This is a genomic window from Mycolicibacter heraklionensis (genome assembly GCF_019645815.1).
Classification (GTDB): domain Bacteria; phylum Actinomycetota; class Actinomycetes; order Mycobacteriales; family Mycobacteriaceae; genus Mycobacterium; species Mycobacterium heraklionense.
In genome coordinates, this window is sequence record NZ_CP080997.1 from 4,885,233 (window position 1) to 4,911,626 (window position 26,394).

The 26,394-nt window shown below is 67.8% G+C and carries 27 protein-coding genes; 20 read left to right on the forward strand and 7 right to left on the reverse strand.

The window, feature by feature from the left end; translation table 11 throughout:
* Positions 1–20 precede the first annotated feature (20 nt).
* A complete protein-coding gene (locus tag K3U94_RS22650; RefSeq protein WP_220695107.1) occupies positions 21–1,214 on the forward strand; it encodes an LCP family protein in 1,194 nt (397 codons plus the stop codon).
* Positions 1,215–1,340: 126 nt separating this feature from the next.
* Positions 1,341–1,877 carry a ferritin gene (locus K3U94_RS22655; protein WP_220695108.1) on the forward strand — a complete coding sequence of 179 codons (537 nt, stop codon included), beginning with the start codon at positions 1,341–1,343 and terminating at the stop codon, positions 1,875–1,877.
* 16 nt (positions 1,878–1,893) lie between these two features.
* On the opposite strand, the gene K3U94_RS22660 is transcribed toward K3U94_RS22655, so the two are convergent.
* Positions 1,894–2,709 (reverse strand): glycerophosphodiester phosphodiesterase, encoded by an 816-nt coding sequence (locus K3U94_RS22660; protein WP_047319140.1) that lies wholly within the window; start codon positions 2,707–2,709, stop codon positions 1,894–1,896.
* A 4-nt stretch (positions 2,710–2,713) separates the two neighbouring features.
* Positions 2,714–3,793, reverse strand: a complete 1,080-nt coding sequence (locus tag K3U94_RS22665; protein WP_220695109.1) for a DUF4328 domain-containing protein — start codon at positions 3,791–3,793, stop codon at positions 2,714–2,716.
* A gap of 467 nt (positions 3,794–4,260) precedes the next feature.
* Here K3U94_RS22665 and K3U94_RS22670 point away from each other — a divergent pair, with 467 nt between their 5' ends.
* The 11 genes from K3U94_RS22670 to K3U94_RS22720 all read left to right on the forward strand — a co-directional run bounded on the left by K3U94_RS22670 (position 4,261) and on the right by K3U94_RS22720 (position 11,270).
* The gene (locus K3U94_RS22670) at positions 4,261–4,419 is read left to right on the forward strand and encodes a hypothetical protein (RefSeq protein ID WP_167344276.1); all 159 of its coding nucleotides are present in this window, start codon (positions 4,261–4,263) and stop codon (positions 4,417–4,419) included.
* Positions 4,420–4,628: 209 nt separating this feature from the next.
* Entirely contained in the window at positions 4,629–5,249 is a 621-nt protein-coding gene (locus K3U94_RS22675) for a superoxide dismutase (RefSeq protein WP_046282829.1), read from the forward strand.
* 198 nt (positions 5,250–5,447) lie between these two features.
* Positions 5,448–5,984 carry a peptidase gene (locus tag K3U94_RS22680; protein ID WP_220695110.1) on the forward strand — a complete coding sequence of 179 codons (537 nt, stop codon included), beginning with the start codon at positions 5,448–5,450 and terminating at the stop codon, positions 5,982–5,984.
* 122 nt (positions 5,985–6,106) lie between these two features.
* Entirely contained in the window at positions 6,107–6,796 is a 690-nt protein-coding gene (locus K3U94_RS22685; protein WP_220695111.1) for a TMEM165/GDT1 family protein, read from the forward strand.
* Positions 6,797–7,138: 342 nt separating this feature from the next.
* A complete protein-coding gene (locus K3U94_RS22690) occupies positions 7,139–7,537 on the forward strand; it encodes a helix-turn-helix transcriptional regulator (protein WP_047319144.1) in 399 nt (132 codons plus the stop codon).
* Positions 7,538–7,601: 64 nt separating this feature from the next.
* Positions 7,602–8,270: a DUF6474 family protein gene (locus K3U94_RS22695; RefSeq protein ID WP_220695112.1), complete on the forward strand. Its 669-nt coding sequence runs from the start codon at positions 7,602–7,604 to the stop codon at positions 8,268–8,270.
* An 8-nt stretch (positions 8,271–8,278) separates the two neighbouring features.
* On the forward strand, positions 8,279–8,944 hold the full coding sequence (locus tag K3U94_RS22700) for a YcnI family protein (protein ID WP_230987662.1): 666 nt from the start codon (positions 8,279–8,281) through the stop codon (positions 8,942–8,944).
* Between the two features lie 44 nt (positions 8,945–8,988).
* Positions 8,989–9,477 (forward strand): copper resistance CopC family protein, encoded by a 489-nt coding sequence (locus K3U94_RS22705; RefSeq protein WP_220696923.1) that lies wholly within the window; start codon positions 8,989–8,991, stop codon positions 9,475–9,477.
* A gap of 102 nt (positions 9,478–9,579) precedes the next feature.
* Positions 9,580–10,059: a nucleoid-structuring protein H-NS gene (locus K3U94_RS22710; RefSeq protein ID WP_220695114.1), complete on the forward strand. Its 480-nt coding sequence runs from the start codon at positions 9,580–9,582 to the stop codon at positions 10,057–10,059.
* A 6-nt stretch (positions 10,060–10,065) separates the two neighbouring features.
* Entirely contained in the window at positions 10,066–10,539 is a 474-nt protein-coding gene (gene rraA / locus K3U94_RS22715; RefSeq protein WP_220695115.1) for a ribonuclease E activity regulator RraA, read from the forward strand.
* A gap of 11 nt (positions 10,540–10,550) precedes the next feature.
* Complete coding sequence (locus K3U94_RS22720; protein ID WP_220695116.1) at positions 10,551–11,270, forward strand: YggS family pyridoxal phosphate-dependent enzyme; 720 nt, start codon at positions 10,551–10,553, stop codon at positions 11,268–11,270.
* A gap of 74 nt (positions 11,271–11,344) precedes the next feature.
* On the opposite strand, the gene K3U94_RS22725 is transcribed toward K3U94_RS22720, so the two are convergent.
* Positions 11,345–12,814, reverse strand: a complete 1,470-nt coding sequence (locus K3U94_RS22725; protein WP_220695117.1) for a flavin-containing monooxygenase — start codon at positions 12,812–12,814, stop codon at positions 11,345–11,347.
* A 76-nt stretch (positions 12,815–12,890) separates the two neighbouring features.
* Here K3U94_RS22725 and K3U94_RS22730 point away from each other — a divergent pair, with 76 nt between their 5' ends.
* Complete coding sequence (locus tag K3U94_RS22730) at positions 12,891–13,526, forward strand: TetR/AcrR family transcriptional regulator (RefSeq protein WP_047319150.1); 636 nt, start codon at positions 12,891–12,893, stop codon at positions 13,524–13,526.
* A 7-nt stretch (positions 13,527–13,533) separates the two neighbouring features.
* Here K3U94_RS22730 and K3U94_RS22735 read toward each other — a convergent pair whose 3' ends face one another.
* A complete protein-coding gene (locus K3U94_RS22735) occupies positions 13,534–13,956 on the reverse strand; it encodes a hypothetical protein (RefSeq protein WP_047319236.1) in 423 nt (140 codons plus the stop codon).
* Between the two features lie 78 nt (positions 13,957–14,034).
* Between K3U94_RS22735 and K3U94_RS22740 the strand changes: the two genes are divergently transcribed.
* Entirely contained in the window at positions 14,035–14,895 is an 861-nt protein-coding gene (locus K3U94_RS22740) for an LLM class F420-dependent oxidoreductase (protein ID WP_220695118.1), read from the forward strand.
* 340 nt (positions 14,896–15,235) lie between these two features.
* Here K3U94_RS22740 and K3U94_RS22745 read toward each other — a convergent pair whose 3' ends face one another.
* Complete coding sequence (locus K3U94_RS22745; RefSeq protein ID WP_220695119.1) at positions 15,236–15,844, reverse strand: TetR/AcrR family transcriptional regulator; 609 nt, start codon at positions 15,842–15,844, stop codon at positions 15,236–15,238.
* An 87-nt stretch (positions 15,845–15,931) separates the two neighbouring features.
* Between K3U94_RS22745 and K3U94_RS22750 the strand changes: the two genes are divergently transcribed.
* The 5 genes from K3U94_RS22750 to K3U94_RS22770 are packed head-to-tail and all read left to right on the forward strand — an operon-like array spanning position 15,932 to position 20,208.
* The gene (locus K3U94_RS22750; RefSeq protein WP_220695120.1) at positions 15,932–16,465 is read left to right on the forward strand and encodes a DUF4242 domain-containing protein; all 534 of its coding nucleotides are present in this window, start codon (positions 15,932–15,934) and stop codon (positions 16,463–16,465) included.
* Positions 16,462–17,508 (forward strand): acyl-CoA dehydrogenase family protein, encoded by a 1,047-nt coding sequence (locus tag K3U94_RS22755; RefSeq protein ID WP_220695121.1) that lies wholly within the window; start codon positions 16,462–16,464, stop codon positions 17,506–17,508. Before K3U94_RS22750 ends, K3U94_RS22755 begins: the two co-directional genes overlap by 4 nt.
* Positions 17,484–18,224, forward strand: coding sequence for an ABC transporter ATP-binding protein (locus K3U94_RS22760; RefSeq protein ID WP_220695122.1), 741 nt, complete (start codon positions 17,484–17,486; stop codon positions 18,222–18,224). Before K3U94_RS22755 ends, K3U94_RS22760 begins: the two co-directional genes overlap by 25 nt.
* Entirely contained in the window at positions 18,221–19,390 is a 1,170-nt protein-coding gene (locus tag K3U94_RS22765; protein WP_047319156.1) for an ABC transporter substrate-binding protein, read from the forward strand. The genes K3U94_RS22760 and K3U94_RS22765 overlap by 4 nt, the downstream gene beginning before the upstream one ends.
* The gene (locus tag K3U94_RS22770) at positions 19,387–20,208 is read left to right on the forward strand and encodes an ABC transporter permease (RefSeq protein WP_220695123.1); all 822 of its coding nucleotides are present in this window, start codon (positions 19,387–19,389) and stop codon (positions 20,206–20,208) included. The genes K3U94_RS22765 and K3U94_RS22770 overlap by 4 nt, the downstream gene beginning before the upstream one ends.
* 21 nt (positions 20,209–20,229) lie before the next feature.
* Here the strand turns inward: K3U94_RS22770 and gltD are convergent, their stop codons facing one another.
* Together gltD and gltB are read right to left on the reverse strand one after the other, a co-directional pair.
* Positions 20,230–21,681 carry a glutamate synthase subunit beta gene (gltD, locus tag K3U94_RS22775; RefSeq protein WP_047319158.1) on the reverse strand — a complete coding sequence of 484 codons (1,452 nt, stop codon included), beginning with the start codon at positions 21,679–21,681 and terminating at the stop codon, positions 20,230–20,232.
* Positions 21,674–26,290, reverse strand: coding sequence for a glutamate synthase large subunit (gene gltB, locus K3U94_RS22780; RefSeq protein ID WP_220695124.1), 4,617 nt, complete (start codon positions 26,288–26,290; stop codon positions 21,674–21,676). Before gltB ends, gltD begins: the two co-directional genes overlap by 8 nt.
* Positions 26,291–26,394: the final 104 nt, after the last annotated feature.

Genomic DNA, 26,394 nt, shown 5'->3' on the forward strand with positions numbered 1-26,394 from the left:
GCGGTACGTAGATTGGGCGGGTGAACGGCGATCGCGGGCCGGGCCAGCCCTGGCACCTTCCACCGCCGCCGCGTCGGGAGCCGCCACCGCTGCTGTACCGCGACCCCTATGGCCGGCCGGGCTCTGCCGCGCCGCCGCCGCGGGTCGTCCGGCCGCCGGTACCCCACCCCGCACCACCTGCTGCAGAACCGCGCCGGCGCCCGGCGCCCCCACCCGCGCCGCGCCCACCAATACCGCGCACGCCCGCTTCGCGCCGGCGGCGATCCTGGCCGCTCCGGCTGGCGGCGCTTGCTCTGCTGGGGGCCTTGCTCGCCACGGCGGGCCTGGTGGGGGCCGCGGCCTGGCTCGACACCGCGCTGCAACGCACCGCGGCGTTCTCCGATTACGCCGACCGTCCAGGGCCGGGCCGCGGGACAACATGGCTGTTGGTCGGTACGGACAGCCGCGCCGATCTCACACCCCAGGAGCAGCAGGACCTGAGCACCGGCGGCGACATCGGCGACGGGCGCACCGACACGGTGTTGCTCGTCCACCTGCCCGGCCCGGGTTCAGAGTCGCCGGCCACGGTGGTGTCTCTGCCGCGCGACTCCTACGTCACGATCCCCGGCTACGGCGAAGACAAGATCAACGCCGCATACACCCTCGGCGGCGCTGCCCTGCTGACCCGGACGGTGGAGCAGGCCACCGGCTTACGGCTGGACCACTATCTCGAGATCGGATTCGGCGGTTTCGCCGCGCTCGTCGATGCTCTCGGCGGCGTCACCCTGTGCCCGGACGAACCGATCGACGACCCCTTGGCCGGGCTGAATCTGCAAGCCGGCTGCCAGCAGCTGGCCGGTGCGGCCGCGCTGGGCTACGTGCGTAGCCGGGCCACGCCGCGCGCCGACTTGGACCGGATGGCCCACCAGCGACTGTTCCTGTCGGCGCTGCTGGCCCGTATCGCCGATCCGGTCGTTTGGCTCAACCCGCTGCGCTGGTACGCCGTGCCGCACGCCGCCGCACACGCGGTGACCGTAGACGACGGCTCCGGCGTCGTGGACCTGGCGGCGCTGGGCTGGGCGCTGCGTGGCGCCACCACCATGCAGACCGTGCCGATCGGCGAGTTCGTTTACACCGACGTCGGCGACGCGGTGGTGTGGGACCACGCCCAGGCCGCCCAGTTATTCGATGCATTGCGTCGCGATACACCACCCGCATCGAGCGCCAACAATTGAGCCCAACCTAATTTCCACACACGATTACGCAATTTCAGCCTACCCTATCTTTACTTAGGCAATGCTGACCTGAGTAAGCCTCGCCTTGGATGCAAACCGGTGCTGACCAGGGGTAGCATCGCGTTCATGATCGAGACCGACAGCCATAAGACGAAATTCCACGCGCTGCTTCAAGAGCAGATCTACCACGAATTCACCGCGGCGCAGCAATACGTTGCGGTCGCGGTTTATTTCGACGGCGAGGATTTACCACAATTGGCGAAGTTCTTTTACGCCCAGGCGGTCGAGGAACGCAACCACGCGATGATGATGGTGCAGTACCTGCTCGACCGCGGCATCCGCGTCGAGATTCCCGGCGTCGACGGGGTACGCAACCAGTTCGACGCGGCGCGGGATGCACTGGCACTGACGCTCGAGCAGGAGCGCACCGTCACCGAGCAGATCAGCCGGCTCACCAGCGTCGCGCGCGATGAGGGCGATCACCTCGGTGAACAGTTCATGCAGTGGTTCCTGCGCGAGCAGATCGAGGAGGTGGCCCTGATGACCCGGCTGCTACGGGTCGCCGACCGCGCGGGGCACAACCTGTTCGAATTGGAGACCTTCATCGCACGCGAGATCACGGTGGGCCAAGAGAGCGGCGCGCCGCGTATCGCCGGCGGGTAAACCCCTCGCCCGCCGATCAGCCCGCCCGCAACCGCGCCTTGGTTCGGGCGGGCTGATTCGTCGCTATCCACGCGACCCCGATATCCCTACAGAAGTCGACGTCCTCGTTGCGGTCGACGGTCCAGCAGTACAGCGCGCGGCCCCGCGCGGCGGCCTGGTCCACCAACTCCGGATGTTCCCGCAGCGTGTCGATCGACGGACCGATCGCGGTGGCACCGACCGTCGTCGCCGCGCCGCCACCCAGATAACGGGCACCCGACCCGAGCAGGACCGTCGGGAGCAGGGGCGCAGCCCGGCGAATCCGCCACACCGCCGCCGCGGAGAACGACATGACCACCGCCCGCGACCGTGAAGCCGATGCCGGCGCGGCGAGCCCAAATCGATGCAGCAGTGCGAGCACCTCGCGCTCGACCATCGAGCCGTATCGCACCGGATGTTTGGTCTCGATGAAGATCTTCACCGGCCGGTGCCAGTCCAGAACCAGCGCAACCAGCGCGTCGAGAGTGAGCAGGCCGGTGTCGCCGATTCCGGCGCCCTCCGGCGAACCGGTCTGCCCATTGCGGTGCCACCCGCCGTAGTCGAGGCGCTGCAGTTGCGACAGCGTCATCTCGCTGACCACCCCGGCCCCACTGGAGGTCCGGTCCACCCGACGATCGTGCACGCAGACCAGGTGACCGTCACTGGTCAGCCGTACATCGCACTCGACGCCGTCAGCCCCCTCCTGCAACGCCAAGTCGTAGGCGGCCAGGGTGTGTTCCGGGCGGTCGATGGAGGCACCCCGGTGTGCGACCACGAACGGGTGTTCCGAGACGACATCACCGGCCGGTGTCATGGGCTTATGCTGCCGGTTCCCGCCCGTCGGACTCAAGAGCCGGGGCCGGTGTCGTGGCTTCTTCCGGCTTCGGCGCGGCTGCCGGAGCCGGTGGCGACACGACGGCGGTGTCGCGGCCATCGGCCACCACCACCCAGTGATGGGCGGGCCGCCCCATCGATCGTCGCTCGAATCCTTCGACCACCCGGGCCGCAGTCACCACGGCCGCCAGGCCGAGCAGGTACGCCACCACGGTCGCCACCATGTTGTTGGCAATGGCCTGGGCCCCGTCGGCCCAACTGGTGGCGGTGGCGAAGATCGCGGCGGCAGTGCTGGCCGCCCACACGGCCCACCACACCACGATGGGTTTGCGCAGCCGTTCCAGCCGGTCCTCCCGCTTGGCCAGCTCCATGACAAAGACCGGCGCCCAGGCCAGGTTGACTACCGGCACCAGGCATCCAGCCCATACCGCCCAGGCCGGGCGCGACTCGGGCAGACGCAATCGGGCGAAGGTCACCGAACGACGGGCGAGCAGCCACCTGGTCAGCACCACGGCACAGACGACCACCGCGGCGATCGCGGCAAGTCCGGCCAGCCGGCCCAGCCACACCGCGCCGCCGGCGATCAGGGGATTCAGCAGCCGGGTGCGATTGACGATCATCAACACATAGATCAAGACGTGCACCAGGGCCGCGACGCCCAGCGCGGCAATCGCGGCACCCAGCGTCTTCTCCAGCGAACGCGCGGTAGGCGCCGGCCGCTCCCCGGGCTTCGACTGTGCCGCAGCGCGAATCGGCCCGCCCATCAGGGTCCAGCGCGGCATCACCGAGTAGCGCGGGGTGGGCCCGAGCGGACGCCGCTGGGGTGGCTGCGGAGGCGGCGGACCGGGCCGCACCGCGATCCAGCGGTATCCGGGCCCCAGCCGCGGCGGCGCCTGCCCGGATGCCGCCGGCGGCGCGGGGGGCCCGGGTTGGGTCCACTGCAACTCGGCTTCTTGCTCGGGTGTCAGCGGCGCCCACAGCGCACCGTTGCAGCGTGGGCACCAGGCCCGCTGGCGGTCGCGCACGTTCCACCGCGTGTTGCAGCGGGAACACACCTGGATCACCGCACCAGCCTAGCGGCGAGCGCAAGGTCGGCGAAGCCGCCGCCGGAGCGTCCGGCGAACGGCGTCAAAGACGTTCCACACGGCCGCCTCGGCACCCGGGCAGCTACTACTGGCTATCCACAGTTTCCACAGGTTTATCCACACACCCATCGACAGCCGCACGCGGGGTGATGTGCTTGTTACATGCCGTCAGACGCATCGGTTGTGGATAACGCAGCATCGTCGAAGCGAACCGACTAACAACGTCGAGCGAAATCGCTTGATCGGCTAAGCAGCCGCCTGCGGCCCGCACTCCGCGGCCGGCATCGCCGGGATCGCATCGGTGCAGGTAAGTCGGGTTATCCCGTCGAATTTTTCCACTGGACAGACAAAGCGCTATGATCGCCGTCACAGAACTGATGTGATGCGTCTCACGGGGGTGGGCCGCACGGTGAAGTTGGGGGAACCGGGATGTATGGGGTAGGGGAATGACGGCAGGACCGATCGGACCCGGACCCGTCGCAACGGCGTCGGGCTGGCATTCGGGATCGTCCACCTACAAGCGCGCCTACCTGTTGGCGTCGCTGCGCGCCGGAGTGATCGCCCTGGTGCTGCTGACATTCCTGCTGGTGCTCGTCCTGGCCTGAACCACGGCCCGTCGGTCGGGGTCGGCTGACGCCGCGCGATAGCCCGACCCGTTGTTGCGGTACACCTGGCGTTGGAGCAATGTGGTTGAAGGTGGCCCTATCGCACCGCGACCGCGGTGGGAATGGGGTGCCGCTAGACCGTCAACGCTTGTCGACAATGATCAACGGTGATCGACACCGGATCAGTACTGACCGAAGGAAGGAACCCCGTGGCCGACTACACCTTGCCGGACTTGGACTGGGATTACGGAGCCCTTGAGCCGCACATCTCGGGTCAGATCAACGAACTGCACCACAGCAAGCACCACGCCGCCTACGTGTCCGGCGCCAACTCCGCACTGGAGAAGCTCGCGGAGGCTCGGGCCAACGACGACCACGGCGCGATCTTCTTGAACGAGAAGAACCTGGCGTTCCACCTCGGCGGACACGTCAACCACTCGATCTGGTGGAAGAACCTGTCCCCCAACGGCGGTGACAAGCCGACGGGCGAACTGGCCGCGGCCATCGACGACGCGTTCGGATCGTTCGACAAGTTCCGTGCGCAGTTCACCGCGGCCGCCAACGGCCTGCAGGGCTCGGGCTGGGCGGTGCTCGGCTACGACACCCTCGGCGGGAAACTGCTGACCTTCCAGCTCTACGACCAGCAGGCCAACGTGCCGCTGGGCATCATCCCGCTGCTGCAGGTCGACATGTGGGAGCACGCCTTCTACCTGCAGTACAAGAACGTCAAGGCGGACTACGTCAAAGCGTTCTGGAACGTCGTCAACTGGGCCGACGTGCAGTCGCGTTTCGCGGCCGCCACCTCGAAGACTTCGGGGCTGATCTTCTAGCCGCACTTCCGGCCGAGGTGGGGCGTCGCGCCGTTGGCGTGACGCCCCACCTTAGTTTTTTCACCGTTTCGTTACCCACCCCCGCGCCGTGTCCCCTTGAATCGGCTTTGCGCGTGCCGCATGCTGCCAGACAACCCACCCGCTGAAATGCGAGCAGGCGAGTCAGCCAACAAGCCAAAATGTCGCGGAGGGTGCGCGATGGAGACGACAGGGTCCGGCCGGGCGATCGAAGTCGCCCCATTTCACTCCCGCGGCGAGCTGCACGGATTCGTGGTCTTCGGCCGCTGGCCTGATTCGACCAAGGAATGGACCCAGCTGCTCAGCATCACGGTCCGCGTCGCTTCGATGCCCGGGTTGCTGCCCACCACAACGGTGTTCGGCACCCACGAAGAACTCCCCGACAACCCGGGCCCCGGCACGGTCGGATTGCTGCTGGCCGAGGGCACCGTTACCGGTGAGTCGGCGATCGCACCGGGGTATTTCGCCGGCCGTCAGCCCTCCGCGCTGCTGATGCTGCACCCGCCCTCGGAGACCATTCCCTCGCTGCCCGAATGTCGGGGCGCGGCTTCCGGATGCGTACTGCTGCCCGGCCTGCCCTACCTGGGCCTGGAGCACCGGGCGGCCTGGGTCGAAGCCGAATCCGACGGCACCGTCACCTCGATGGTGAGTCGGGTCGGTGTTGACCCGGTCAGCCACCCCGACACCGCGATATTGGCCATGCTGCTTGCCGCATAAGACAATTCGCCCCCAAATGTCCTGTCGCCGGATCCTTGGATTCGGCCAGCCGAAATTCCCTGCCGGCTGGCGGCCGGGCCGGGCAGTCACTAGCCTCGGCAGCTGACGAAAGGGCGTCCCGCATGCTTGCCGCCATGCTGATCAGCCTGGGCGTGGTCTTCCTCGCCGAACTCGGCGACAAATCGCAGCTGATCACCATGACCTACGCGCTGCGGCACCGCTGGTGGGTGGTTCTCGGTGGAGTGGCTATCGCGGCGTTCGCCATCCATGGGATCTCGGTGACGGTGGGGCACTTCCTCGGGCTGACGTTGCCGGCCCGCCCGATCGCCGCCGTCGCCGGCGTCGCCTTCATCGGTTTCGCGGCGTGGACCTGGCGTGAGGGAACCAACTCCGCCCCCGGGGAAGCCACCGTCCGCGAGCCTCGATTCGTGCTGTTCGCGGTGGTGTCCTCGGTGCTGTTGGCCGAGCTCGGCGACAAGACGATGTTGGCGACTGTCGCGCTGGCCAGTGACCGCAACTGGCTGGGCGTGTGGCTCGGTGCGACGGCCGGGATGGTGCTGGCCGACGCGGTCGCGATCGCGGCGGGGACGGTGCTGCACCGTCGGTTGCCCGAACACTTGCTGCATGCCGCGGCCGGACTGCTCTTCCTGGCGTGCGGCCTGTGGATCCTCTTCGATGAGGCGCTGGGCTGGCGGCCGGTGGCCATCACCGCGGTCGCCGGACTGGTTTCGGTGGCATCGGGATCGGCGCTGTGGCGGGCTTCCCTCCGCTGTTCCGGACAGACCGCCGGAGACGATTCCACCACTCGGTAGCAAATCTCTCAGACAGCCCAACGCGCGGTGGAAACTTCACTTACCCGGAGGGGCTTCCAGTAGCGAGGACTAACGGGGTGATGTTGGTGGGTCTCTTCGTTCACCGATGACGACGCAATTGTGCTTGGTACGACAAGAAAATCCGGCCACAGCGATCTCTACGGTACGCCGAATGAACTGCACCAAGCCCGATCTCGTGCTTCAAGATCGAATTCGCTCCGGAAACACCCTTGGTTGTGTCGGTAACTATCGCTACGATGATCAGCAAATCATCAGGCGCTACCGCTTCCCCCTCGCGGAGCGCCTGTCGGTCGCCTGCCTACCCCCCTGGAGGTCCTATCGATGAGCGCGACGTTCGCTGTCCGCTTGAATCGCCTTTTCGATGTGGTCTATCCACCCGGCCGCGGACCGCATACGTCCGCCGAGGTAATCGCGGCACTCAAAGCAGAGGGCGTCACGATGTCGGCCCCCTACCTCTCGCAGTTGCGCTCGGGCAACCGGACGAACCCGTCCACCGCCACCATGACAGCGCTGGCCAACTTCTTCCGGATCAAACCGGCGTTCTTCACCGACGACGACTACTACGCCAAGCTCGACGCCGAGTTGTCGTGGCTGGACAGCATCCGCGACGCCGGGGTGCGGCGCATCGCGACCCAGGCCGTCGGGCTCTCGCCCGAGGCCCAGGAGGACGTCCTGGCCCGCATCGATGAGCTCCGCCGCAAGGAGCACCTCAGCGCCTGAGGCGCCGGCGCCGCGATTAGGGTGGCTTCATCGGTTCCAGCGAGACACCGGGGAGGCGGCCGCGATGGGCCTGTTCAGAAAACGCAAGAGCCGCGCGACCCGACGTGCCGAGGCACGGGCGCTGAAGGCCGGCGCCAAACTCGAGGCGCGGCTGGCCGCCAAGGGCGAGGCGAAACGCTTCAAGGCCACCCAGCGCGCGGACGCCCGCGCACTGAAAGCCCAGATCAAGTCGGACCGCAACCGCGACCGCGCCGCGCGCAAGGCCGCCGAAAGCCAACTCAAAGCCGCCCGCGACGGCCGGATCCTCTCGCCCGCCCGCGTCCGCCGGACGCTGGTGGTGACCAGAATGCTGGCGCCTGTCATCGTGCCGCTGGTGTACCGGGCCGCGATGGCTGTGCGCGGCCTGATCGACGAGCAGCGCGCCGCCCAGCTCGGGGTGCCGGTGGCTCGCATCGGCGAGTTCTCCGGACCCGCAAAAAACACCGCCCGGCTCTCGGCGCGGATCGCCGGGGCGGAGAAGACCCTGCGCCTGGTCCAAGACCGCAAGCCCAAGGACTCCGAGACCAAGCAGTTCGTCTCGGCGATCACCGAACGGTTGTCGGACCTGTCGACGGCCGTGACCGCCATCGAGACCATGCCGGGAGATCGTCGCCGAGTCGCCTCCGCCTCGATCAGCGACCAGCTCGATGGGATCGACGCCGATCTGATGGCCCGGCTGGGGCTGCCGTCATGAGCGCTCGGATGCGCGCGTGCGCGCTGGCCGCGGCGATCACCGCAGGCTTCTTTGCCGGCGCCGCACCAGCCTGGGCGCATGTCCACGCCAGCAGCCCCGGCGCGGTGCGCGGCGGGGTTGCGATGGTCACCTTCGAGGTCCCCAACGAGTCGCCGAGCGGTTCTGCCACAACGGAACTCACGGTGACACTGCCCGACGTGGCCTCGGCTCGCACCGAGACCAAGCCCGGTTGGACGGCACGTCTGGACCGCGACCCCAAGTCCGGGGCGGTGCGCTCGGTGACCTGGACAGCCACCGCCGGAGCCGGCATCGGCGCCGACCAGTTCGGGCTTTTCCGGATCGCGATGAGACTGCCCGATGCCGACACGGTGAACTTCCCGTCGGCACAGCGATACGCCGACGGCACCGAGGTGCGCTGGGACCAGACGCCCCCGCCGGGCGGCGGCGAGGCGGAGCACCCGGTGCCCACACTGCAGCTGGGGACCGGCCCGGCGTCGGCAGCCGAGCACCACGCCCAGCACCCGGAGCCGGCTGTCTCCGCCGGTCCGGCGCCGGAGGTCGAACCCGAGGCCGGCGAGCATCACGCCGACAATCCGGCCCGGCTGCTCGGCGGCGCCGCACTGCTGGTCGCCGCGCTGGCGGCCACGATCGCCCTGGGCAGGCGGCGGGCGTGAGGCGGGCGTTGCGCGGCGTACTGGCGGGCGTGTTCCTGCTGGGGATGCTGTTCGCGGCCAACGGGGTAGCCGCCGCGCATGCGGTGCTGGTGTCGACGGACCCGGCCCGTGGCGCGGAGCTGTCGCGTGGGCCGGAACGCGTCAGCGCCACCTTCAACGAGCAACTTCAGTCCGACTTCGCGGCCATGACGGTAGTGGGTCCCGACGGGCACCTGTGGTCCACCGGGGACACTCGGGTGGACGGCGCGGTCGCCAGCGTCGCGGTGCGTCCGCTGGGACCCACTGGCACCTACACCGTCCACTATCGGGTCACCTCCGCCGACGGGCACGTGGTGTCCGGTTCGTGGCCGTTCCAGCTGACGGTAGCCGGCAACGGGGAGCCGGGCCCGGCTGTCACCGACCGCAGTGACGCGGCACCCGCCATTCCGCGCCGCTACGCCGATCCCCAGGGCGACCTGCCGATTTGGCCCTTCGTTGCCGGCGCGGTGGCGCTCGTCGGGGCCGGTCTGTGGCTCAACCGGCCTCGATCCTGACTTCTGGCCGGCGCCCACCGCTGGCAGATGCTGGCATGATGGGAACGTTGCCGGTGTCGCCGAGTTGATCCGAGACGAGAACCCCGCCAGAGGAGCTGCCGTATGACCGAACCGCAAGGCCAGCCCGACCACGAGTCCGCCGCTTCGCCCGAACCGGTGGCGCCAGCCGGCGCTGACCTGCCGGCCGACCCGCCGGCCCCGGCGCCGCCGAAGCCTCCCGCGAAGAAGGCCGCCGCCAAGAAGGCACCGGCTAAAAAGGCCGCCGCCAAGAAAGCTCCGGCCAAGGCCGCCAAGAAGGCACCGGTGAAAAAGGCGCCCGCCAAGAGTGCACCCGCGGCGCCTGCCCCGACCCCCACGGCTCCCACCCCGCCCGCGGTCGCCGCCAACGGCTCGGGCCAACTCGCTGAGCGTGCCAAAGAAGCGGCTGCCCAGGCGAAGTCCACGGTGGACACCGCCCCCAACCCGCTGAGCCCGTCAGCGTCACCGGTACGACGTTCGCCCGGCCCGCTGCTGGCCGCCGGAATCCTCGGAGTGTTTGCACTGCTGCTGCTTCGCCGGCTGCGGCGCGCGCGCCGAGGCTGACCGGCGGTGACCGCGCGCTTCCGGCCGACCGCTGACCTGGTCGACGAGGTCGGCCCGGACGTACGCAGCTGCGACGTTCAGTTCCGCCAGCTCGGCGGCCGCACCGAATTCGCCGGGCGCATCAGCACCGTGCGCTGCTTCCAGGACAACGCACTGCTCAAATCGGTGCTCTCCGAGCCGGGCGACGGCGGGGTGCTGGTGATCGATGGCGGCGGCTCGCTGCACACCGCGCTGGTCGGTGACGTCATCGCCGAGTTGGCCCGCAGCAACGGATGGGCGGGACTGATCGTCCACGGTGCGGTGCGCGACGCCTCGACTCTGCGCACCCTCGACATCGGCATCAAGGCGCTGGGCACCAATCCCCGCAAGAGCACCAAGACCGGCGCCGGCGAGCGCGACGTCGTCGTCGAGTTCGGCGGCGTCGCCTTCGTGCCCGGCGCGATCGCGCACAGCGACGACGACGGCATCGTCGTCGTCTAGGACGGCACCTGATGGACGCGACCTTGCGGACGCGCTGGGAGCAGCTCCGCGCGCGCGTCGACGACGCGTGCCGTGCCGCGGGGCGTTTGCCGAGCGATGTCGACGTGCTGCCGGTGAGCAAGACCTTCGGTCCCGAGCTGATCCGAGAAGCGGTCGGCCTGGGCTTGCACCGGTTCGGCGAGAACAAGGTCCAAGAGATCAAGGACAAGGCCGGGCCGCTGGCCGACTGCGGGATCGACTGGGTGATGATCGGGCACCTGCAGACCAACAAAGCCGGCGTGGTGGCGCGGCTGGCCGCCGAGGTGCAGTCCCTGGACCGGCCCAAGCTGGCCGTGGCGCTGGACCGCCACCTGCGCGCCGAGAACCGCGTCATCGACGTGCTGGTACAGGTCAAGACCTCCGACGAGCCCAGCAAGTACGGCCTGGATCCCGACCAACTGCTGCCGTTCCTCGATGAGCTGGCCGGCTACTCGACTATGCGGGTGCGCGGTTTGATGACGCTGGCCATCAACACCGACGATCCCGGCACGGTCCGCGGCTGCTTCCGCCGACTGCGGGTGCTCCGGGACACCGCGGCCGAACACGGCCACGACCTGCCGAGGTTGTCGATGGGGATGAGCGGCGACTTCGCGCTGGCGATCGCCGAGGGCGCCACCGAAGTACGGATCGGGACCGCGCTGTTCGGGTCCCGACCGTACCCCGACTCCTACTATTGGCCGGAGCGCCGCTAGGAGATGGCGGCGACCCTCCCCCGCAAGCGGGAGGTGCCCCCATTCGCCCGGCTCCGCCGTCCTCGCGATCGCCGCTAGGCGCTCACCGCGGCGCGGTGCTTGCTGAACTGCAGCGACTTCTCGTCCACCTTGCCGTACCGGATCAGCCGCAGGTCGAGCAGATAGTTCTGCTTGAGCCGCCACGGGGCCTCGGAACCGGACCGGGGCAGAGTGTCCATCGCCCGGCGGAAGTACCCGGGGCTGAAGTCCATGAACGGCCGCTCCTCCACCGCATCGCCGGGGTGCTGGGCCTCGACCCGGTCGAAGCCGTGCTCGTCCATGTAGTTGAGCACCCGGCAGACGAACTCCGAGACCAGGTCGGCCTTGAGCGTCCAGGACGCGTTGGTGTAGCCGAAGCTGACGGCCGCGTTGGGCACGCCGGAGAACATCAGGCCCTTGTAGGTCATGGTCTTGGGCAGCTCGATGGGCTGGCCGTTGCGCGACAGCGTCGCACCGCCCAACAGCTGCATGTTCAGGCCGGTCGCGGTGATGATGATGTCGGCCTCGAGTTCCTGCCCGGAGTCCAGCAGGATCCCGGTCTTGGTGAACTTCGCGATGGTGTCGGTGACCACGTCGGCCTTGCCGTCGCGGATGGTCTTGAACAGATCACCGTTGGGCGCCAGGCACAGCCGCTCGTCCCACGGGTTGTACCGCGGGCCGAAGTGCTTCTGCACGTCATAGCCCTCCGGCAACCGGTGCTTGGCCATCGTCATCAGCGTCTTGCGCATGTACTGCGGGAACTTCCGCGACAACTGGTACTGGAAGGTGCTGAACCCGATGGCCTTCCAGCGGTTGACGAAGTGCGCCGCCTTCTTCGGCAGGAACCGGTTGGCCTGCACCGCGATGGGGTCCACCAGCGGCAGCGCCCCGACGTAGGTCGGCGAGCGCTGCAACATCGTCACATGCCCGGCCCCGGAGTTGGCCAGCGCGGGAATCAGTGTCACCGCAGTGGCGCCGCTGCCGATCACCACGATCTTCTTACCGGCGTAGTCCAGATCCTCCGGCCAGTGCTGCGGGTGGACGATGGTGCCGGCGAAGTCCTCCGAGCCCGGGAACTCCGGCGAATAGCCCTCCTCGTAGTTGTAATAACCGCTGCACGCGAACACGAACGACGCGGTGATCTGCTCCTGCTGGCCGTTGTTGTCAACGGTCACCGTCCACTGGTTCTCGTCGTCGGACCAATCGGCGGCGACCACCCGGTGGCGGTAGCGGATGTGCTTGTCGATGCCGTTCTCGACGGCCGCCTCATTGATGTAGTTCCAGATGTCCGCCCCTTCGGCGATCGAGTGGGCCGACCGCCAGGGCTTGAACCGGAAACCGAGGGTGAACATGTCGGAGTCCGAGCGGATGCCCGGGTACTTGAACAGATCCCACGTGCCGCCGAGGTTGTCCCGGCCCTCCAGAATGACGTAGCTCTTGTTCGGGCAGCGGTTCTGCAGGTGCCAGGCCGCGCTGATACCGGAGATGCCGGCGCCGACGATCACAACATCGAGGTGTTCAGTCATGGCGCCAGATTATCAACGGTGTGTCGAGTGAGTCAACACCCTGTTGATTAAATCGACGTCGTGTAAAGTAGCCGCCATGGCCAGCCCAAATGCGACCCGTCATGGGCGCCGTGCAGCGCGGCCGTCCGGCGACGATCGGGAGCTAGCGATCCTGGCCACGGCCGAGCGGCTGCTCGAGCAGCGTCCCCTGGCCGAGATCTCGGTCGACGACCTGGCCAAGGGCGCGGGGATCTCGCGACCCACTTTCTACTTCTATTTCAAGTCCAAGGACGCGGTGCTGCTCTCACTGTTGGAACCGCTGATCGCGGCCGCCGACTCGGAGTTCGTCGGGGCGGTGCAACGGCTGCCCACCGACCCGCGCCGGATCTGGCGCAGCGGCATCAAGGCGTTCTTCGTCGCGTTCAGCTCGCACCGGGCGATCGCCCGGGCCGGCACCGAGGCGCTGGCCACCAGCCCGGAATTCAAAGCGATGTGGAACGGCTTCATGCAGCGATGGATCCAGCAGACCGCCGCGATGATCACCGCCGAACGCGAGCGCGGCGCGGCGCCGGCGACCATCGACGCGCTGGATCTCGCGACGTCGCTGAATCAGATGAACGAACGCACCATGATGGCAGCGCTGGTGGCCGAGCAGCCGTCGGTGCCCCACGAGAAGGTGGTCGACACGCTGACCCACGTCTGGGTCAGCAGCATCTACGGTCAGGCGTCCTGAGGCCCGCTCAGAACTGAGCGGCGCCGAATCCGGCCAGCAGTACCGAGAAACCGCCGATCTCGCCCACGATGAGCAACACCATGCCGACGCGCAGGAACCAGCCGCCCGACTCGAATTGGTTCGTGGTGTCACGCAGTGCGCCGTGCAGCATGTAGCTGCCGATCGCGGTGACGAAGAAGTACACCACCACCATCGCCGCGGTCATGTTGACCCAGGTCGGCCAGCCGCTGAGTTCGACGAACACCGCCACCAACAGCGTGGCGAAGGAGTACATCAGCGCCGCTCGGTGTGCGATGTCAACGTAGACGTGCGCCTGGCGATTCTCCGAGGTGGCGATCTGCTGGTACTTCCATACCCCCAGCAGCAGCGCCAGCAGGAAGATCAGGCCGGCCGCCAACAGGGTCACCTTGGTGTCGATCCCCAGGGTTATGTCCACCGGGTGAGCCTACTTCCCACCACCTGAGTTCGCGGATTCACCGACCTGGTGATCGCCGCTAGGCTCGGCGGGATGCGCTTCGCGTTCAAGACCTCACCGCAGAACACCACCTGGGCCGACATGCTGGCGGTCTGGCGAGCCGCGGACGATATCGACGTCTACGAGTCCGGCTGGACCTTCGACCACTTCTACCCGATCTTCTCCGACCCCACCGGGCCGTGCCTGGAGGGCTGGACCACCCTGACGGCGTTGGCCCAGGCGACCACCCGGTTGCGAGTGGGCACCTTGGTGACCGGGATCCACTATCGCCATCCCGCCGTGCTGGCCAACATGGCCGCCGCCCTCGACATCATCTCCGGCGGACGGTTGGAGCTGGGAATCGGCGCGGGCTGGAACGAAGAGGAGTCGGGCGCCTACGGAATCGAGTTGGGCAGCATCTCCGAGCGCTTCGACCGCTTCGAGGAGGCCTGCCAGGTCCTCATCGGCCTGTTGAGCGCGGACACCACCACCTTTTCCGGCACCTATTACCAACTGACCGACGCCCGCAACGAGCCCAAGGGGCCGCAGCGCCCACACCCGCCGATCTGCATCGGCGGCAGCGGCGAGAAGCGCACCCTGAAGATCACGGCGAAATACGCCCAGCACTGGAACTTCGTCGGCGGCACTGCCGCCGAGTTCGCCCGCAAGCGCGACGTGTTGGCCGGCCATTGCGCCGATATCGGACGCGACCCGAAGCAGATCACCTTGTCGGCGCACCTGCGGTTGCAGCCGGATCTCGATTACGGCCGGTTGATGGAGGACGCCGCAGCCCTGGGCGCCGAGGGCTTGGACCTGGCGATCGTCTACCTGCCGGCGCCCTACGACCCGGCGGTGCTGGAACCGTTGGCCGAAGCGATCCGCGAGTCCGGCCTGCTGGCGCGGATTACGAACTGATAACAGTCAGCAAACTCCGCTCGGGAATCCGCTCCCGCCGGTTCGGTCGAACCTACGTCGCGAAGCGCAAGAGTTCGTCAGCGGTGATCAACCGCTCGTGCTTGGCTGGGAACTCCCGGCTCCTGCGCGGATGCCGCAGCAGTGACCAGGCCATACGGCCCATCCGGTATCGGTATATCGGGTTGATGTACACGGCGCTGACCCCCGCCCCGGTTCGGACCAGATTGGAATAATGCGGACCATGTTAACGAGCTGTTAACGCGGATCACATAGCTGACCATTAGACACCCGTCGCATGGCAAACAAAACACGACGCGCCGACACTTGAGGTAGAAGTTGTTCAAGTGACGCGTGGGGCTGTAGTCGTGAGTCGTTCGGCGGCCAGCCGACGAGCTCGAACGATCGGCGCGACGGACCGTTCGACTTTGGAGCCCACCAATGCGCCGTCATAGAGCAACTGCAGGTCGCCCGCCCGCTCCTCGGCGTCGGCAACACCGGCTTGAGCGAGGAGACCCGCCAACGTCGTGTGCATCCAGCGACGATGCGCCACCACCGGCTCGAGTTCGGTCCCCGCGTACGCGCCGGCCGCGTTGACATAGAGGCACCCGCGGTAGCGGCGCTTCTTGGCGGCCGCCGCGGCCAGGTCGAAGAACAACAGGATCTGCTCGACGGGATCGTCCAGTCGAGCCGCGGCACCGCGATAGCGCTTGCGATCAGCCTGATCCAAAGCATGGAGGTAGGCCAGCACGAGCGCGTCCTTTGAACCGTAGAGGCTGTAAAGGCTCGCCTTGGCGACCCCGGCTTCGGCCAAGATCCGGTCTATACCCACTTCCCGAATGTCTTGTGCCGCAAAGAGTTCGGTTGCCTTCTCGAGCAGACGTTGCGCGGGCGGCGCGCCGCGCGTGGCGTGCGAGGCCTGATCCCGGCCCGATCCGGTCGTGCGCGTCATGGCAGCAGATTAACCCAGTCGCTTCGATAGACAGGGTTGTCTATCGCTGGCACCGTCGTAGCCATCCGACGGCGAAAGGACAATCCCATGACTCTGTACCTCTACGAGATCGCTCCGCTGCGCCTCGACCGCTCCGACGCCGACCGGGCAATCAAGGAACTCGACGCCGTCATCCACCGAGACGGCGGCGAACTGATCGAGGCCCAGGTGACCGGTGAGGCGCACCGGATCTTCGCGATCGCGGAATTCGGCTCCTGTCAGGCGCCTTCGATCGACGCGGCGACGTTGTCGGTGGCCGAGGCCAGCGGTCCGCACCCGGTACGACTGGTCGGCGCCGAACTCGCGGAACTCAAAGCCGCCCGCCCCGGCGCAGGCTATCTCGTCGAATGGGACCTGCCCGCCGATTTGGACATGGACACCTATCTGGCCCGTAAGAAGGCCAAGTCGCCGAAATACGCCGATGTCCCCGAGGTGACCTTCTTGCGCACCTACGTGCGCGAAGACATGGACAAGTGCCTGTGCTTCTACGACGCCCCGGACGAGACCGCGGTCCGCCGGGCTCGCGAGGCCGTCACCACCCCGATCGACCGACTGCACCGGCTGGAAGGCGAGCAACGGTGAGCGCTCCGGTGCACCTCGTGCACACCGCGCTGGCCGACCTCACCGCGATCGTGGCGGACCGCGCCGAGGCGCTCGACTCCGGTGGTCTTGACGTCCGTGACGACCTGACCCGCTTCGGGTCGGCGGGATTCTTCGAGGCGGCACTGCGCGACGACGGCCTGCCGGAGTTGGTTTCCATGATCGAACACACCGCGGCGGCGAGCCTGGCGGTCGGATTCTCATTGTGGGCGCACACCATGGCGGTGACCTACCTGGCCCACGCGCCGGCGCCGGCACGGGAGGGCAGGCTGGAGGCGCTGAGCACCGGCGCCCGCGCTGGAGTGACGGCGATGGCCGCCGGGCTCAAGCAGGTCGCCGGCCTGGGCCCGGTTCCGCTGGTCGCCGAGGGCTCCGGTGACGATCTGCGGATCACCGGACCGATTCACTGGGCGTCCAACGTCTTCGACGATTCCCTGATCGTGTTGCCGGCCCGCCGCCCCGACGGTGCAACCCTGGTTGCGGTGGTCGATGCGAATCTTCCGGGCATCACGATCAACCCGGCTCCGGACTTGATGGCGCTGGAGGCCACCGCCTCGACATCGCTGCGCCTGCACGATGTCGCGGTCTCACCGGAGCAGATTCTCACCGACGACCTGGCGTCCTTCGTCAGCACGATTCGACCGACATTTCTGTTGCTGCAGACCGCCTTCTGCGTCGGAGTGGCCGCCGCCGCGCTCGAGGGCGCCGGGCAGGCCGGCGGCAGGCTGGCCGAGCAGTTCGGTACCGAGCGCGCCGAACTCGGCCAACAGCTCCACGAGCTGCGCGACAAGCTGTTCACGCTGGCCGGCCGCTCGCACGCGGCCGGCCTCGCCGAGATCATTCGGCTGCGCCTGGACGCCGCGACCACCGCGGTGAACGCCACCCGGCTGGAATCGACGTTGGCCGGCGGCGCCGGCTACGCCACCCGCAGCGCGGCCAACCGGCGCTTTCGGGAAGCGGCCTTTCTCCCCATCCAATCGCCATCGGAAGGACAACTGCGGTGGGAACTGAGTCGGTACGTGTAGCCCAGGGCAGCAAGCGGTTTGGCTCCGTCACCGTCTTGCGCGATATCAATATCTCGGTCGGCGACGGGGAGTTCGTCGCGGTCCTGGGCAGCAGTGGCAGCGGCAAGTCGACACTGCTGCGGGTGCTGGCCGGGCTGGAGTCGCTGGACGGCGGCACTGTCACCTGGAATTCCGACGGCAACCGGCCACGTACCGGTGTGGTGTTCCAGCGGCCGCTGCTGATGCCCTGGCTCACCGTCGCCGACAATGTGGCCTACGCACGGCGATTCGCCGCCCACCGCGCTGACTTCGACCCGGCGCGCGCCGCTGAGTTGATGGCCCGATTCGGTGTCGACCAGCTGGCCGATCGCTACCCCGATCAGCTGTCGGGAGGTCAGGCGCAACGGGTGGCCATTCTGCGCGCGGTGGCCACCAACCCGCGGTTGTTGTTGCTCGACGAACCGTTCAGCGCCCTGGACCCGACCACCCGCACCGACCTACAGGGCTGGCTGGCGCAGTTGGCAGCGGAGCTGGGGGTGACCGTTGTCCTGGTGACTCACGATGTCGACGAAGCACTGCGGCTGGCCGAGCGGGTCGTGCTGCTCGGCGCCGACGGGCGACTGCGCAACGAGTGGCTGGTCGGCGGCACCGCAGCGGACGATCACGCCGGCCTGCGACAGGAGATCTTGGCGCACTACGACGCCGACCGCGTCGGCGACGTAGGAGTGCGGGCGTGACCACGCTGACCCGGCGCGGCCTGCTGATCGGCGCGGCGGCTGCCGCGGCGGCCGGCGGCGTCTTCGGGATCGGCGATCTGGCCCGCAGTGCCACCGTCGGCCGCGCCTCCGACAGCACCGGCCCGCTGCGCATCGGTTACCTGCCGATCACTGACGCCGCCCCACTGTTGCTGGCGCACAGCGCCGCGTTGTATCCGGCCGGGCTGGTCAGTTCGGCCAAACCCGTGCTGTTCCGCAGCTGGGCAGCGCTGGGCGAGGCCTTCGTCACCGGCAAAGTGGATGTGGTGCATCTACTGATGCCGATGGCCGTCCAGCTGCGCTACGCCCTGGGCGGCGGCGTTCGAGTATTGGGCTGGAATCACACCAACGGCTCGGCGCTGACCGTGGCGCCGCACATCAAGGACCTGGCGGACCTGGCCGGCACCCAAGTGGCCATCCCGTTCTGGTGGTCCATCCACAACATCGTGCTGCAGCAGCTGCTGCGCGCGCACGGATTGCGACCAGTCGTGCGACGCAGCGCTTCTCGCGCCGCACGCACCGTGGAGCTGATCGTGATGAGCCCATCGGACATGGTGCCCGCACTGGCCAACCGCTCGATCGGCGGCTACGTCGTGGCAGACCCGTTCAACGCGGTCGCCCAGATCAAGAAGATCGGCCGCATCCACACCTTCCTCGGCGACGTCTGGCGTGACCACGCCTGCTGCGTGCTCATCACCCGCGACGACGTGATCGCCCAGCGACCCACCGCCATCCAACAGGTGACCGACGCCGTGGTCGGCGCCCAGCTGCTGCTGAACTCCGACCGCGTCAAAGCGGCCAAAGCCCTTGGCGGGGGCCACTACCTGCCGCAACCGGTGCCGGCGGTGCAGCTGGCGCTCACCTATCCCGATCCCCCGTATCCGCTGGCGCATCCGGACTGGCAGCCGCAGCGGTTGGGCTTCACCCCGTTTCCCTTTGCCGGCTTCACCCACCGCCTCGTCGAGGCCATGGGTGAGACGGTCATCGACGGCGATCGCCGCTTCCTGGACCGATTGGATCCCGCCCGGGTGCACGCTGACCTCGTCGACGACCAGTTCGTGCGATCTGCCCTGGCGCAACACGGCGGGCCCGGCGCGTTCGGCCTGGCCGCATCCCTCACCCGAGAAGAACAGGTACTCGCCTCATGACGACCGTCGCAGTGCAGCGCAGTGACCAGCCCGGCCCCGGTGCCGATGCGGGCGGGCGGTCTCGGTGGTGGCCGCGGGTATGGCCGCCGGTCGCCAGTGTCGGCGTTGCCATCACGCTGTGGTGGGCGGCCACATCTGCACTCTGCGCGCCGCAGTCACTGCTGCGGCAGACCGCACCGCAGCATGTCCTTGCGGCGCTGGCGGACCTGGTCAGTCGGGGCGTGCTGGTGGCCGACACCGCCGTGAGCCTCTACCGTCTGCTGATCGGTCTGCTGATCGCCGCGCTGGTCGGCATCCCGGCCGGCCTGCTCATCGGCCTGAGCCGCACCGCGGAGCGGGCGGCCGGGCCGGTGGTGGCGTTCCTGCGGATGATCTCTCCGCTGTCGTGGACCCCGATCACCGTGGCGGTGTTCGGTATCGGCAGCCAGCCGGTGATCTTCCTGATCGCCGCCGCGGCGGTCTGGCCGGTGCTGCTCGGAACGGTCGCCGGGGTACATGCGATCGACCCGGGATATCTCCATGTCGCGCGGTCGTTGCACGCCAGCCGGTTCGAGCAGTTGACCGCAGTGGTGCTGCCGGCGGTCCGCGTACAGGTACAGAACGGTCTGCGGCTCGCCCTCGGCATCGCCTGGGTGGTGCTGGTGCCTGCCGAAATGCTCGGCGTGCGGTCCGGTCTCGGGTACCAGATCCTCAACGCCCGCGATCAGCTCGCCTACGACCAGGTGGTCGCGGTGATCGCCGTCATCGGTGTACTGGGCTACCTGCTCGACCTGGCGGCCCGCATCCTGCTCGCGCCACGCCGCCACGCGCAGCGCTGATACCTGACCAGCTGCCCGCTGCTACCGAATGGGTGCCGCCGTCGAGACGATCGGCAACGGCAATGCGGTGCGACCCATCAGATAACGGTCCACACTGGCCGCTGCGGAGCGTCCTTCGGCGATCGCCCAGACGATCAGGGACTGGCCTCGACCCATGTCCCCGGCGACGTAGACACCCGGCACCGCGGTGGCGTACTCCGCGTCGCGTGCCACGGTGCCGCGTTCGGTGAACTCCACACCCAGGTCGGCCAGCAGCGGCGAGCGTTCCGGCCCGACGAAGCCCATCGCGAGCAGCACCAGGTCGGCTTCCAGCTCGAAGTCGGTGCCGTCCACCTTCTCGAAACCGCCGCCCCGGCGGCGCACCTCGTGGGCCCGCAACCCGGTCACCCGGCCGTCGCGTCCGGTGAACGCCTCGGTGTTGACCGAGAACACCCGCTCACCACCCTCTTCGTGCGCTGACGTCGTCCGCATGATCAACGGATAGGTCGGCCACGGCGTGGAGGGGTCACGAATCTCCGGAGGGCGCGGCATGATCTCGAACTGGTGCACGCAGGTCCCGCCCTGGCGGTGCACCGTGCCCAGGCAGTCGGCGCCGGTGTCACCACCACCGATGATGACCACCTTCTTGCCGTGCGCGGTGATCGGGGGCTCGGCCAGATCGCCGGCCTGCACCCGGTTCGCCCACGGCAGGTATTCCATCGCCTGATGGATGCCGTCCAGCTCCCGGCCCGGAACCGGCAGGTCGCGCCAGGCGGTAGCACCGCCGGCCAACACAACAGCGTCGAAGTCCGCGCGCAGCTGCTCGACCGTCAGGTCCACGCCGACGTTCACACCGGTCTGGAACGTCGTTCCCTCGCCGACCATCTGCTCCAGCCGCCGGTCCAGGATTCGCTTCTCCATCTTGAATTCTGGAATGCCGTAGCGCAGCAGCCCACCGATCCGGTCGTCGCGCTCGAACACCGTGACGGTGTGCCCCGCCCGAGTCAGCTGCTGGGCAGCAGCCAAGCCTGCCGGACCGGAACCCACCACCGCGACGGACTTGCCGGTGAGCACCGACGGCCGGATCGGCTCCGCCCAGCCCTCTTGGAAGCCGCGCTCGACGATCTCGTATTCGACCTGCTTGATGGTCACCGGCGGCTGGTTGATGCCCAGCACACAGGCGGGCTCGCATGGCGCGGGACAGAGCCGCCCGGTGAAGTCTGGGAAGTTGTTCGTGGCATGCAGCCGATCGAACGCCTCACGCCAGCGCCCGGTACGCACCAGGTCGTTCCACTCCGGGATGAGATTGCCCAACGGGCAGCCGTTGTGGCAGAAAGGAATACCGCAGTCCATGCAGCGTCCCGCCTGCTGACGCAGGGTGTCCTCGGCGAAATCCTGATACACCTCGTTCCAGTCGCCCAGCCGCTCCGAGACCGGTCGACGCAGCGGCAGGATGCGCTGGGTGTTGGTGAGAAATCCTCTCGGGTCAGCCATGAGCCGCCGCCATAATCGCCTCCTCTGGATCTGTGCCGCTGGCTTTCGCCTCGGCGACCGCGGCGAGCACTCGCCGGTAGTCGCGCGGCATCACTTTGACGAAGTCCCTTCCGCGGTTGGCCCAATCGGCCAGGATCGCGCGGGCGGGCACCGAGTCGGTGGCGGCGGCATGCGCCGCCAGCACGTCACGCAGCCAGGCCACGTCGTCGGCGTCGAAATCGTCGAACGTGTCGAGGTCAACCATCTCGGTGTTCAGCCGGGCACCCAGCTCCCGGTCCGGGTCATAGACGTAGGCCACTCCCCCGGACATGCCGGCGGCGAAGTTGCGCCCGGTCGGGCCCAACACCACCACTTTGCCCCCGGTCATGTACTCACAGCCGTGGTCGCCGACTCCCTCGACCACCGCCACCGCACCGGAGTTGCGGACCGCGAACCGTTCGCCGACCACGCCCCGCAAAAACACTTCGCCGGACGTGGCACCGAACAGAATCACGTTGCCGCCGATGATGTTTTCCTCCGCGATGTAGCCGACCGGCGCATCCAGCGGGGGGCGGACCACGATCCGGCCACCGGACAGACCCTTGGCGACATAGTCGTTGGCGTCGCCAAAGACCCGCAGGGTGATGCCCGGAGGGAGGAATGCACCGAAGCTGTTGCCGGCCGACCCGGTGAAGGTGATGTCGATGGTTCCGTCCGGCAACCCCTGGGCACCATAGGCTTTGGTGACCTCATAGCCGAGCATGGTGCCGACAGTCCGGTTGACGTTGGATATCGCGCTGGTGAATTGCACCGGGGTGCCCGAATCGAGAGCCTCGCGGCTCATAGCGATCAACTGCTGGTCCAATGCCTTGTCCAGACCGTGGTCCTGACTGGAGGTGCAGTACAGATCCTGGTTCATGAACGCTGACTCCGGTTCGTGCAGAACCGGTGCGAGGTCGAGCTTGTGCGCCTTCCAGTGGGCGCGGGCCAACGTGGTGTCCAGCGCGTTCACTTGCCCGACTGCCTCGTTGATGGTGCGGAATCCCAATGCCGCAAGGTACTCGCGAACCTCTTCGGCGATGAACCAGAAGAAGTTCTCGACGAACTCCGGCCGGCCACTGAACCTTTCGCGCAGCTCCGGGTTCTGAGTTGCCACCCCCACCGGGCAGGTATCCAGATGGCAGACCCGCATCATGATGCAACCCGAGACCACCAACGGCGCAGTGGCGAAGCCGAATTCCTCGGCCCCCAGCAGCGCCGCGATCACCACGTCGCGCCCGGTCTTGAGCTGGCCGTCCACCTGCACCACAATCCGGTCCCGAAGTCCGTTGAGCAGCAACGTCTGCTGGGTTTCGGCCAGGCCCAGCTCCCACGGAGCTCCGGCGTGCTTGAGTGAGGTCAGCGGCGCCGCCCCAGTGCCCCCGTCGTGACCGGAGATCAACACCACGTCGGCGTGCGCCTTGGACACTCCCGCCGCCACTGTTCCCACACCGTTCTCGGCGACCAGCTTCACGTGGATGCGAGCCTCCGGGTTGGCGTTCTTCAGGTCGTGGATCAGCTGCTTGAGGTCCTCGATGGAGTAGATGTCGTGGTGCGGCGGTGGAGAGATCAGCCCGACGCCCGGGGTGGCGTGCCGGACCTCGGCGATCCACGGATACACCTTGTTGCCCGGAAGCTGACCGCCCTCGCCGGGCTTGGCCCCCTGCGCGATCTTGATCTGCAGGTCGGTGCAGTTGACCAGGTATTCGCTCGTCACGCCGAATCGCGCCGAGGCGACCTGCTTGATCGCGCTACGCCGCCAGGAACCGTCGGCGTCGGGAAGGAAACGGTCGGCGTGCTCGCCGCCCTCACCGCAGTTGGAGCGGCCGCCGATCCGGTTCATCGCGATCGCCAGGGTTTCGTGTGCCTCGGCGGAGATCGATCCGTAACTCATCGCGCCGGTCGCGAACCGTTTGACGATCTCGGTGGCCGGTTCCACCTCTTCCAGAGGAACCGGTGGCCGCTCCCCGGCCTTGAACCGCAGCAGACCGCGCAGCGTGGCCAGGCGTTCACTCTGGTCGTCGACCAGCTTGGTGTACTCCCTGAAGACCTCGTACTGGCCGGTCCGGGTGGAGTGCTGCAGTTTGAACACCGTCTCCGGGTTGAACAGGTGGTGTTCGCCCTCGCGACGCCACTGGTATTCCCCGCCCACCGGCAGTTCGCGGTACGCCCGCTCTTCCGGGCGGTCCAGGTAGGCCAGCCCGTGGCGGGCGGCGACATCGGCGGCGATGTCGTCGAGGGTGATACCGCCGATCGGGCAGTACAGGCCGGTGAAGTACTGGTCGAGAACGTCTTGGGAGATACCGATGGGCTGGAACAGCTGCGCGCCGGTATAGGACGCCCGCGTCGAGATCCCCATCTTGGACATGACTTTCAGCACACCCTTGGCGGCGGCCTTGGCGTAGTTGGACAACGCCTTGTCACGGTCTTGGGGCCCCTGCAAGCCTTCGATTAGGCCCCGGTCGAGCATGTCCTCGACGGACTCGAACGCCATGTACGGGTTGATGGCGGCGGCACCGAACCCGATCAGCGCCGCCATGTGATGCACCTCGCGGGCGTCACCGGACTCCACCACCAAGCCCACCTTGGTGCGGGTCCGCTCGGCGACCAGGTGATGATGCACCGCGGCCGTGGCCAACAGCGACGGGATGGGAGCCATCGTCTCGTCGGACTCCCGGTCGGAGATCACCAGGAAGCTGGCACCCTCGGCGATCGCCTCCGAGGCCCGAGCGCACACCTGCTTGAGCGCTGCGCGCAGTCCGGCACCGCCGGCGGCAGGCGGATACAGGCAGCTGATGACGGCCGTGGACAGCCCGTGCGGCCCCCGGGAACCGATCCGCTGCTGCGGGTCCAGCTTTACCAGCTTCGCCAGCTCGGAGTTGCTCAGGATCGGCTGCGGCAGCACGATCTGCCGCCAGGTGGGTTCTTCGGTGTTGAGCAGATCACCCTCCGGGCCGAGCGCGCCCTGCAGGCTGGTGATCACCTCTTCACGGATGGCGTCCAACGGTGGGTTGGTGACCTGGGCGAACAACTGCTGGAAGTAGTCGAACAGCAGGCGCGGGCGCGCCGAGAGCACCGCCACCGGGGTGTCAGTACCCATCGATCCGATCGGCTCGGCGCCGGCACGCGCCATCGGCGCGAGCACCAGATTGAGCTCTTCGTAGGTGTAGCCGAATATCTGCTGGCGCAACAGGACCCGGTGACGCTCCATCCGGGCTGCGTCACCGGGGGGAAGCTCGTCGATGCCGATCAGGCACTCATCGATCCACTGCTGGTACGGCCGTTCGCCGGCCAGCGTCGACTTGATCTCACGATCGGAGATGATCCGCCCGGCGGCGGTGTCCACCAGGAACATCTTCCCGGGCTGCAACCGCTGCCGGTGCACCACAGTGGCCGGGTCCAGGTCGAGCACTCCGGCCTCGGACGCCATCACCACCAGCCCGTCTTCGGTGACCCAGATACGCGATGGCCGCAAGCCGTTGCGGTCCAACACCGCGCCCACCACCGTGCCGTCGGTGAAGGTCATGGAGGCCGGGCCGTCCCAGGGCTCCATGAGCGAGTCGTGGTACTCGTAAAAAGCCCGGGTGGGCCCGTCCATGCTTTCGTGCCGTTCCCAGGCCTCCGGGATCATCATCAGCACCGCGTGCGGCAGGCTGCGGCCACCCAGGTGCAGCAGCTCGAGCACTTCGTCGAACCGAGCCGTGTCGGAGGCGCCCGGCGTGCAGATCGGGAACAGCTTGTCGGCGCTGCGCTGGCCGCCTTCGGGGCCGAAGACGTCGGTGCGGATCAGCGCCTCGCGGGCGCGCATCCAGTTCTCGTTGCCGGTGACGGTGTTGATCTCGCCGTTGTGCGCGATACGGCGGAACGGATGGGCCAGCGGCCACGACGGGAAGGTGTTGGTGGAGAACCGAGAATGCACGATGCCCAGCGCGCTCTGCATCCGCTCGTCGGCCAGGTCGGGGTAGAACGCCTTGAGCTGCGGCGTGGTCAACATGCCCTTGTACACCATGGTCCGGCTGGAAAGGCTTGGGAAATAGACGGACTCCCGTCCCGGACCATCCTGTCCGGGACCCTTGCTGCCCAGCTCGTGCTCGGCGCGCTTGCGCACCACATAGGCCCGGCGCTCCAGGGCCATGCCCGACGCCCCGCCGATGAACAGCTGCCGGAAGGTCGGCATCGCATCCCGAGCCAGCGCGCCCAACGACGAGTCGTCGATCGGTACCTCGCGCCAGCCGAGCACCTGCAGGCCCTCGGCCTCGACGATCTTCTCCAGGCCGACACACGCTGCCGCCGACTCTTTGGCCGACTGCGGAAGAAAGGCGATCCCGGTGGCGTAACTGCCTTCGGGCGGCAGGTCGAAATCGGTTACGGCGCGCAGGAATAGGTCCGGAATCTGAATCAGGATCCCGGCGCCGTCACCGCTGTTCGGTTCGGCTCCGGCAGCGCCGCGGTGCTCCAGGTTGAGCAGCGCCGTGATCGACTTGTCGACGATGTCGCGACTGCGCCGGCCATGGATATCGACCACCATGGCCACCCCACACGCGTCGTGTTCGAACGCGGGGTTGTAGAGCCCCACCCGACTGGGTGCCATCGCCACCTGACCCTTCGCACGTCCTTGCCCGTTGCCCGGTATGGACAAGCGGTCAAGGGGATTGGTCCGTGCGACGTTGAACGGCGTTCCTGCCTGAAAAATCT

Coding starts and splice junctions, on each gene's coding strand:
- K3U94_RS22690 (WP_047319144.1), top strand. CDS start 7,139: ATGAGCGCGACGTTCGCTGTCCGCTTGAATCGCCTTTTCGATGTGGTC.
- K3U94_RS22720 (WP_220695116.1), top strand. CDS start 10,551: ATGGACGCGACCTTGCGGACGCGCTGGGAGCAGCTCCGCGCGCGCGTC.
- K3U94_RS22700 (WP_230987662.1), top strand. CDS start 8,279: ATGCGCGCGTGCGCGCTGGCCGCGGCGATCACCGCAGGCTTCTTTGCC.
- K3U94_RS22730 (WP_047319150.1), top strand. CDS start 12,891: ATGGCCAGCCCAAATGCGACCCGTCATGGGCGCCGTGCAGCGCGGCCG.
- K3U94_RS22670 (WP_167344276.1), top strand. CDS start 4,261: ATGACGGCAGGACCGATCGGACCCGGACCCGTCGCAACGGCGTCGGGC.
- K3U94_RS22750 (WP_220695120.1), top strand. CDS start 15,932: ATGACTCTGTACCTCTACGAGATCGCTCCGCTGCGCCTCGACCGCTCC.
- K3U94_RS22655 (WP_220695108.1), top strand. CDS start 1,341: ATGATCGAGACCGACAGCCATAAGACGAAATTCCACGCGCTGCTTCAA.
- K3U94_RS22725 (WP_220695117.1), bottom strand. CDS start 12,814: ATGACTGAACACCTCGATGTTGTGATCGTCGGCGCCGGCATCTCCGGT.
- K3U94_RS22770 (WP_220695123.1), top strand. CDS start 19,387: ATGACGACCGTCGCAGTGCAGCGCAGTGACCAGCCCGGCCCCGGTGCC.
- gltD (WP_047319158.1), bottom strand. CDS start 21,681: ATGGCTGACCCGAGAGGATTTCTCACCAACACCCAGCGCATCCTGCCG.
- K3U94_RS22685 (WP_220695111.1), top strand. CDS start 6,107: ATGCTTGCCGCCATGCTGATCAGCCTGGGCGTGGTCTTCCTCGCCGAA.
- K3U94_RS22660 (WP_047319140.1), bottom strand. CDS start 2,709: ATGACACCGGCCGGTGATGTCGTCTCGGAACACCCGTTCGTGGTCGCA.
- K3U94_RS22740 (WP_220695118.1), top strand. CDS start 14,035: ATGCGCTTCGCGTTCAAGACCTCACCGCAGAACACCACCTGGGCCGAC.
- K3U94_RS22710 (WP_220695114.1), top strand. CDS start 9,580: ATGACCGAACCGCAAGGCCAGCCCGACCACGAGTCCGCCGCTTCGCCC.
- K3U94_RS22695 (WP_220695112.1), top strand. CDS start 7,602: ATGGGCCTGTTCAGAAAACGCAAGAGCCGCGCGACCCGACGTGCCGAG.
- gltB (WP_220695124.1), bottom strand. CDS start 26,290: ATGGCACCCAGTCGGGTGGGGCTCTACAACCCCGCGTTCGAACACGAC.
- K3U94_RS22705 (WP_220696923.1), top strand. CDS start 8,989: ATGCTGTTCGCGGCCAACGGGGTAGCCGCCGCGCATGCGGTGCTGGTG.
- K3U94_RS22745 (WP_220695119.1), bottom strand. CDS start 15,844: ATGACGCGCACGACCGGATCGGGCCGGGATCAGGCCTCGCACGCCACG.
- K3U94_RS22680 (WP_220695110.1), top strand. CDS start 5,448: ATGGAGACGACAGGGTCCGGCCGGGCGATCGAAGTCGCCCCATTTCAC.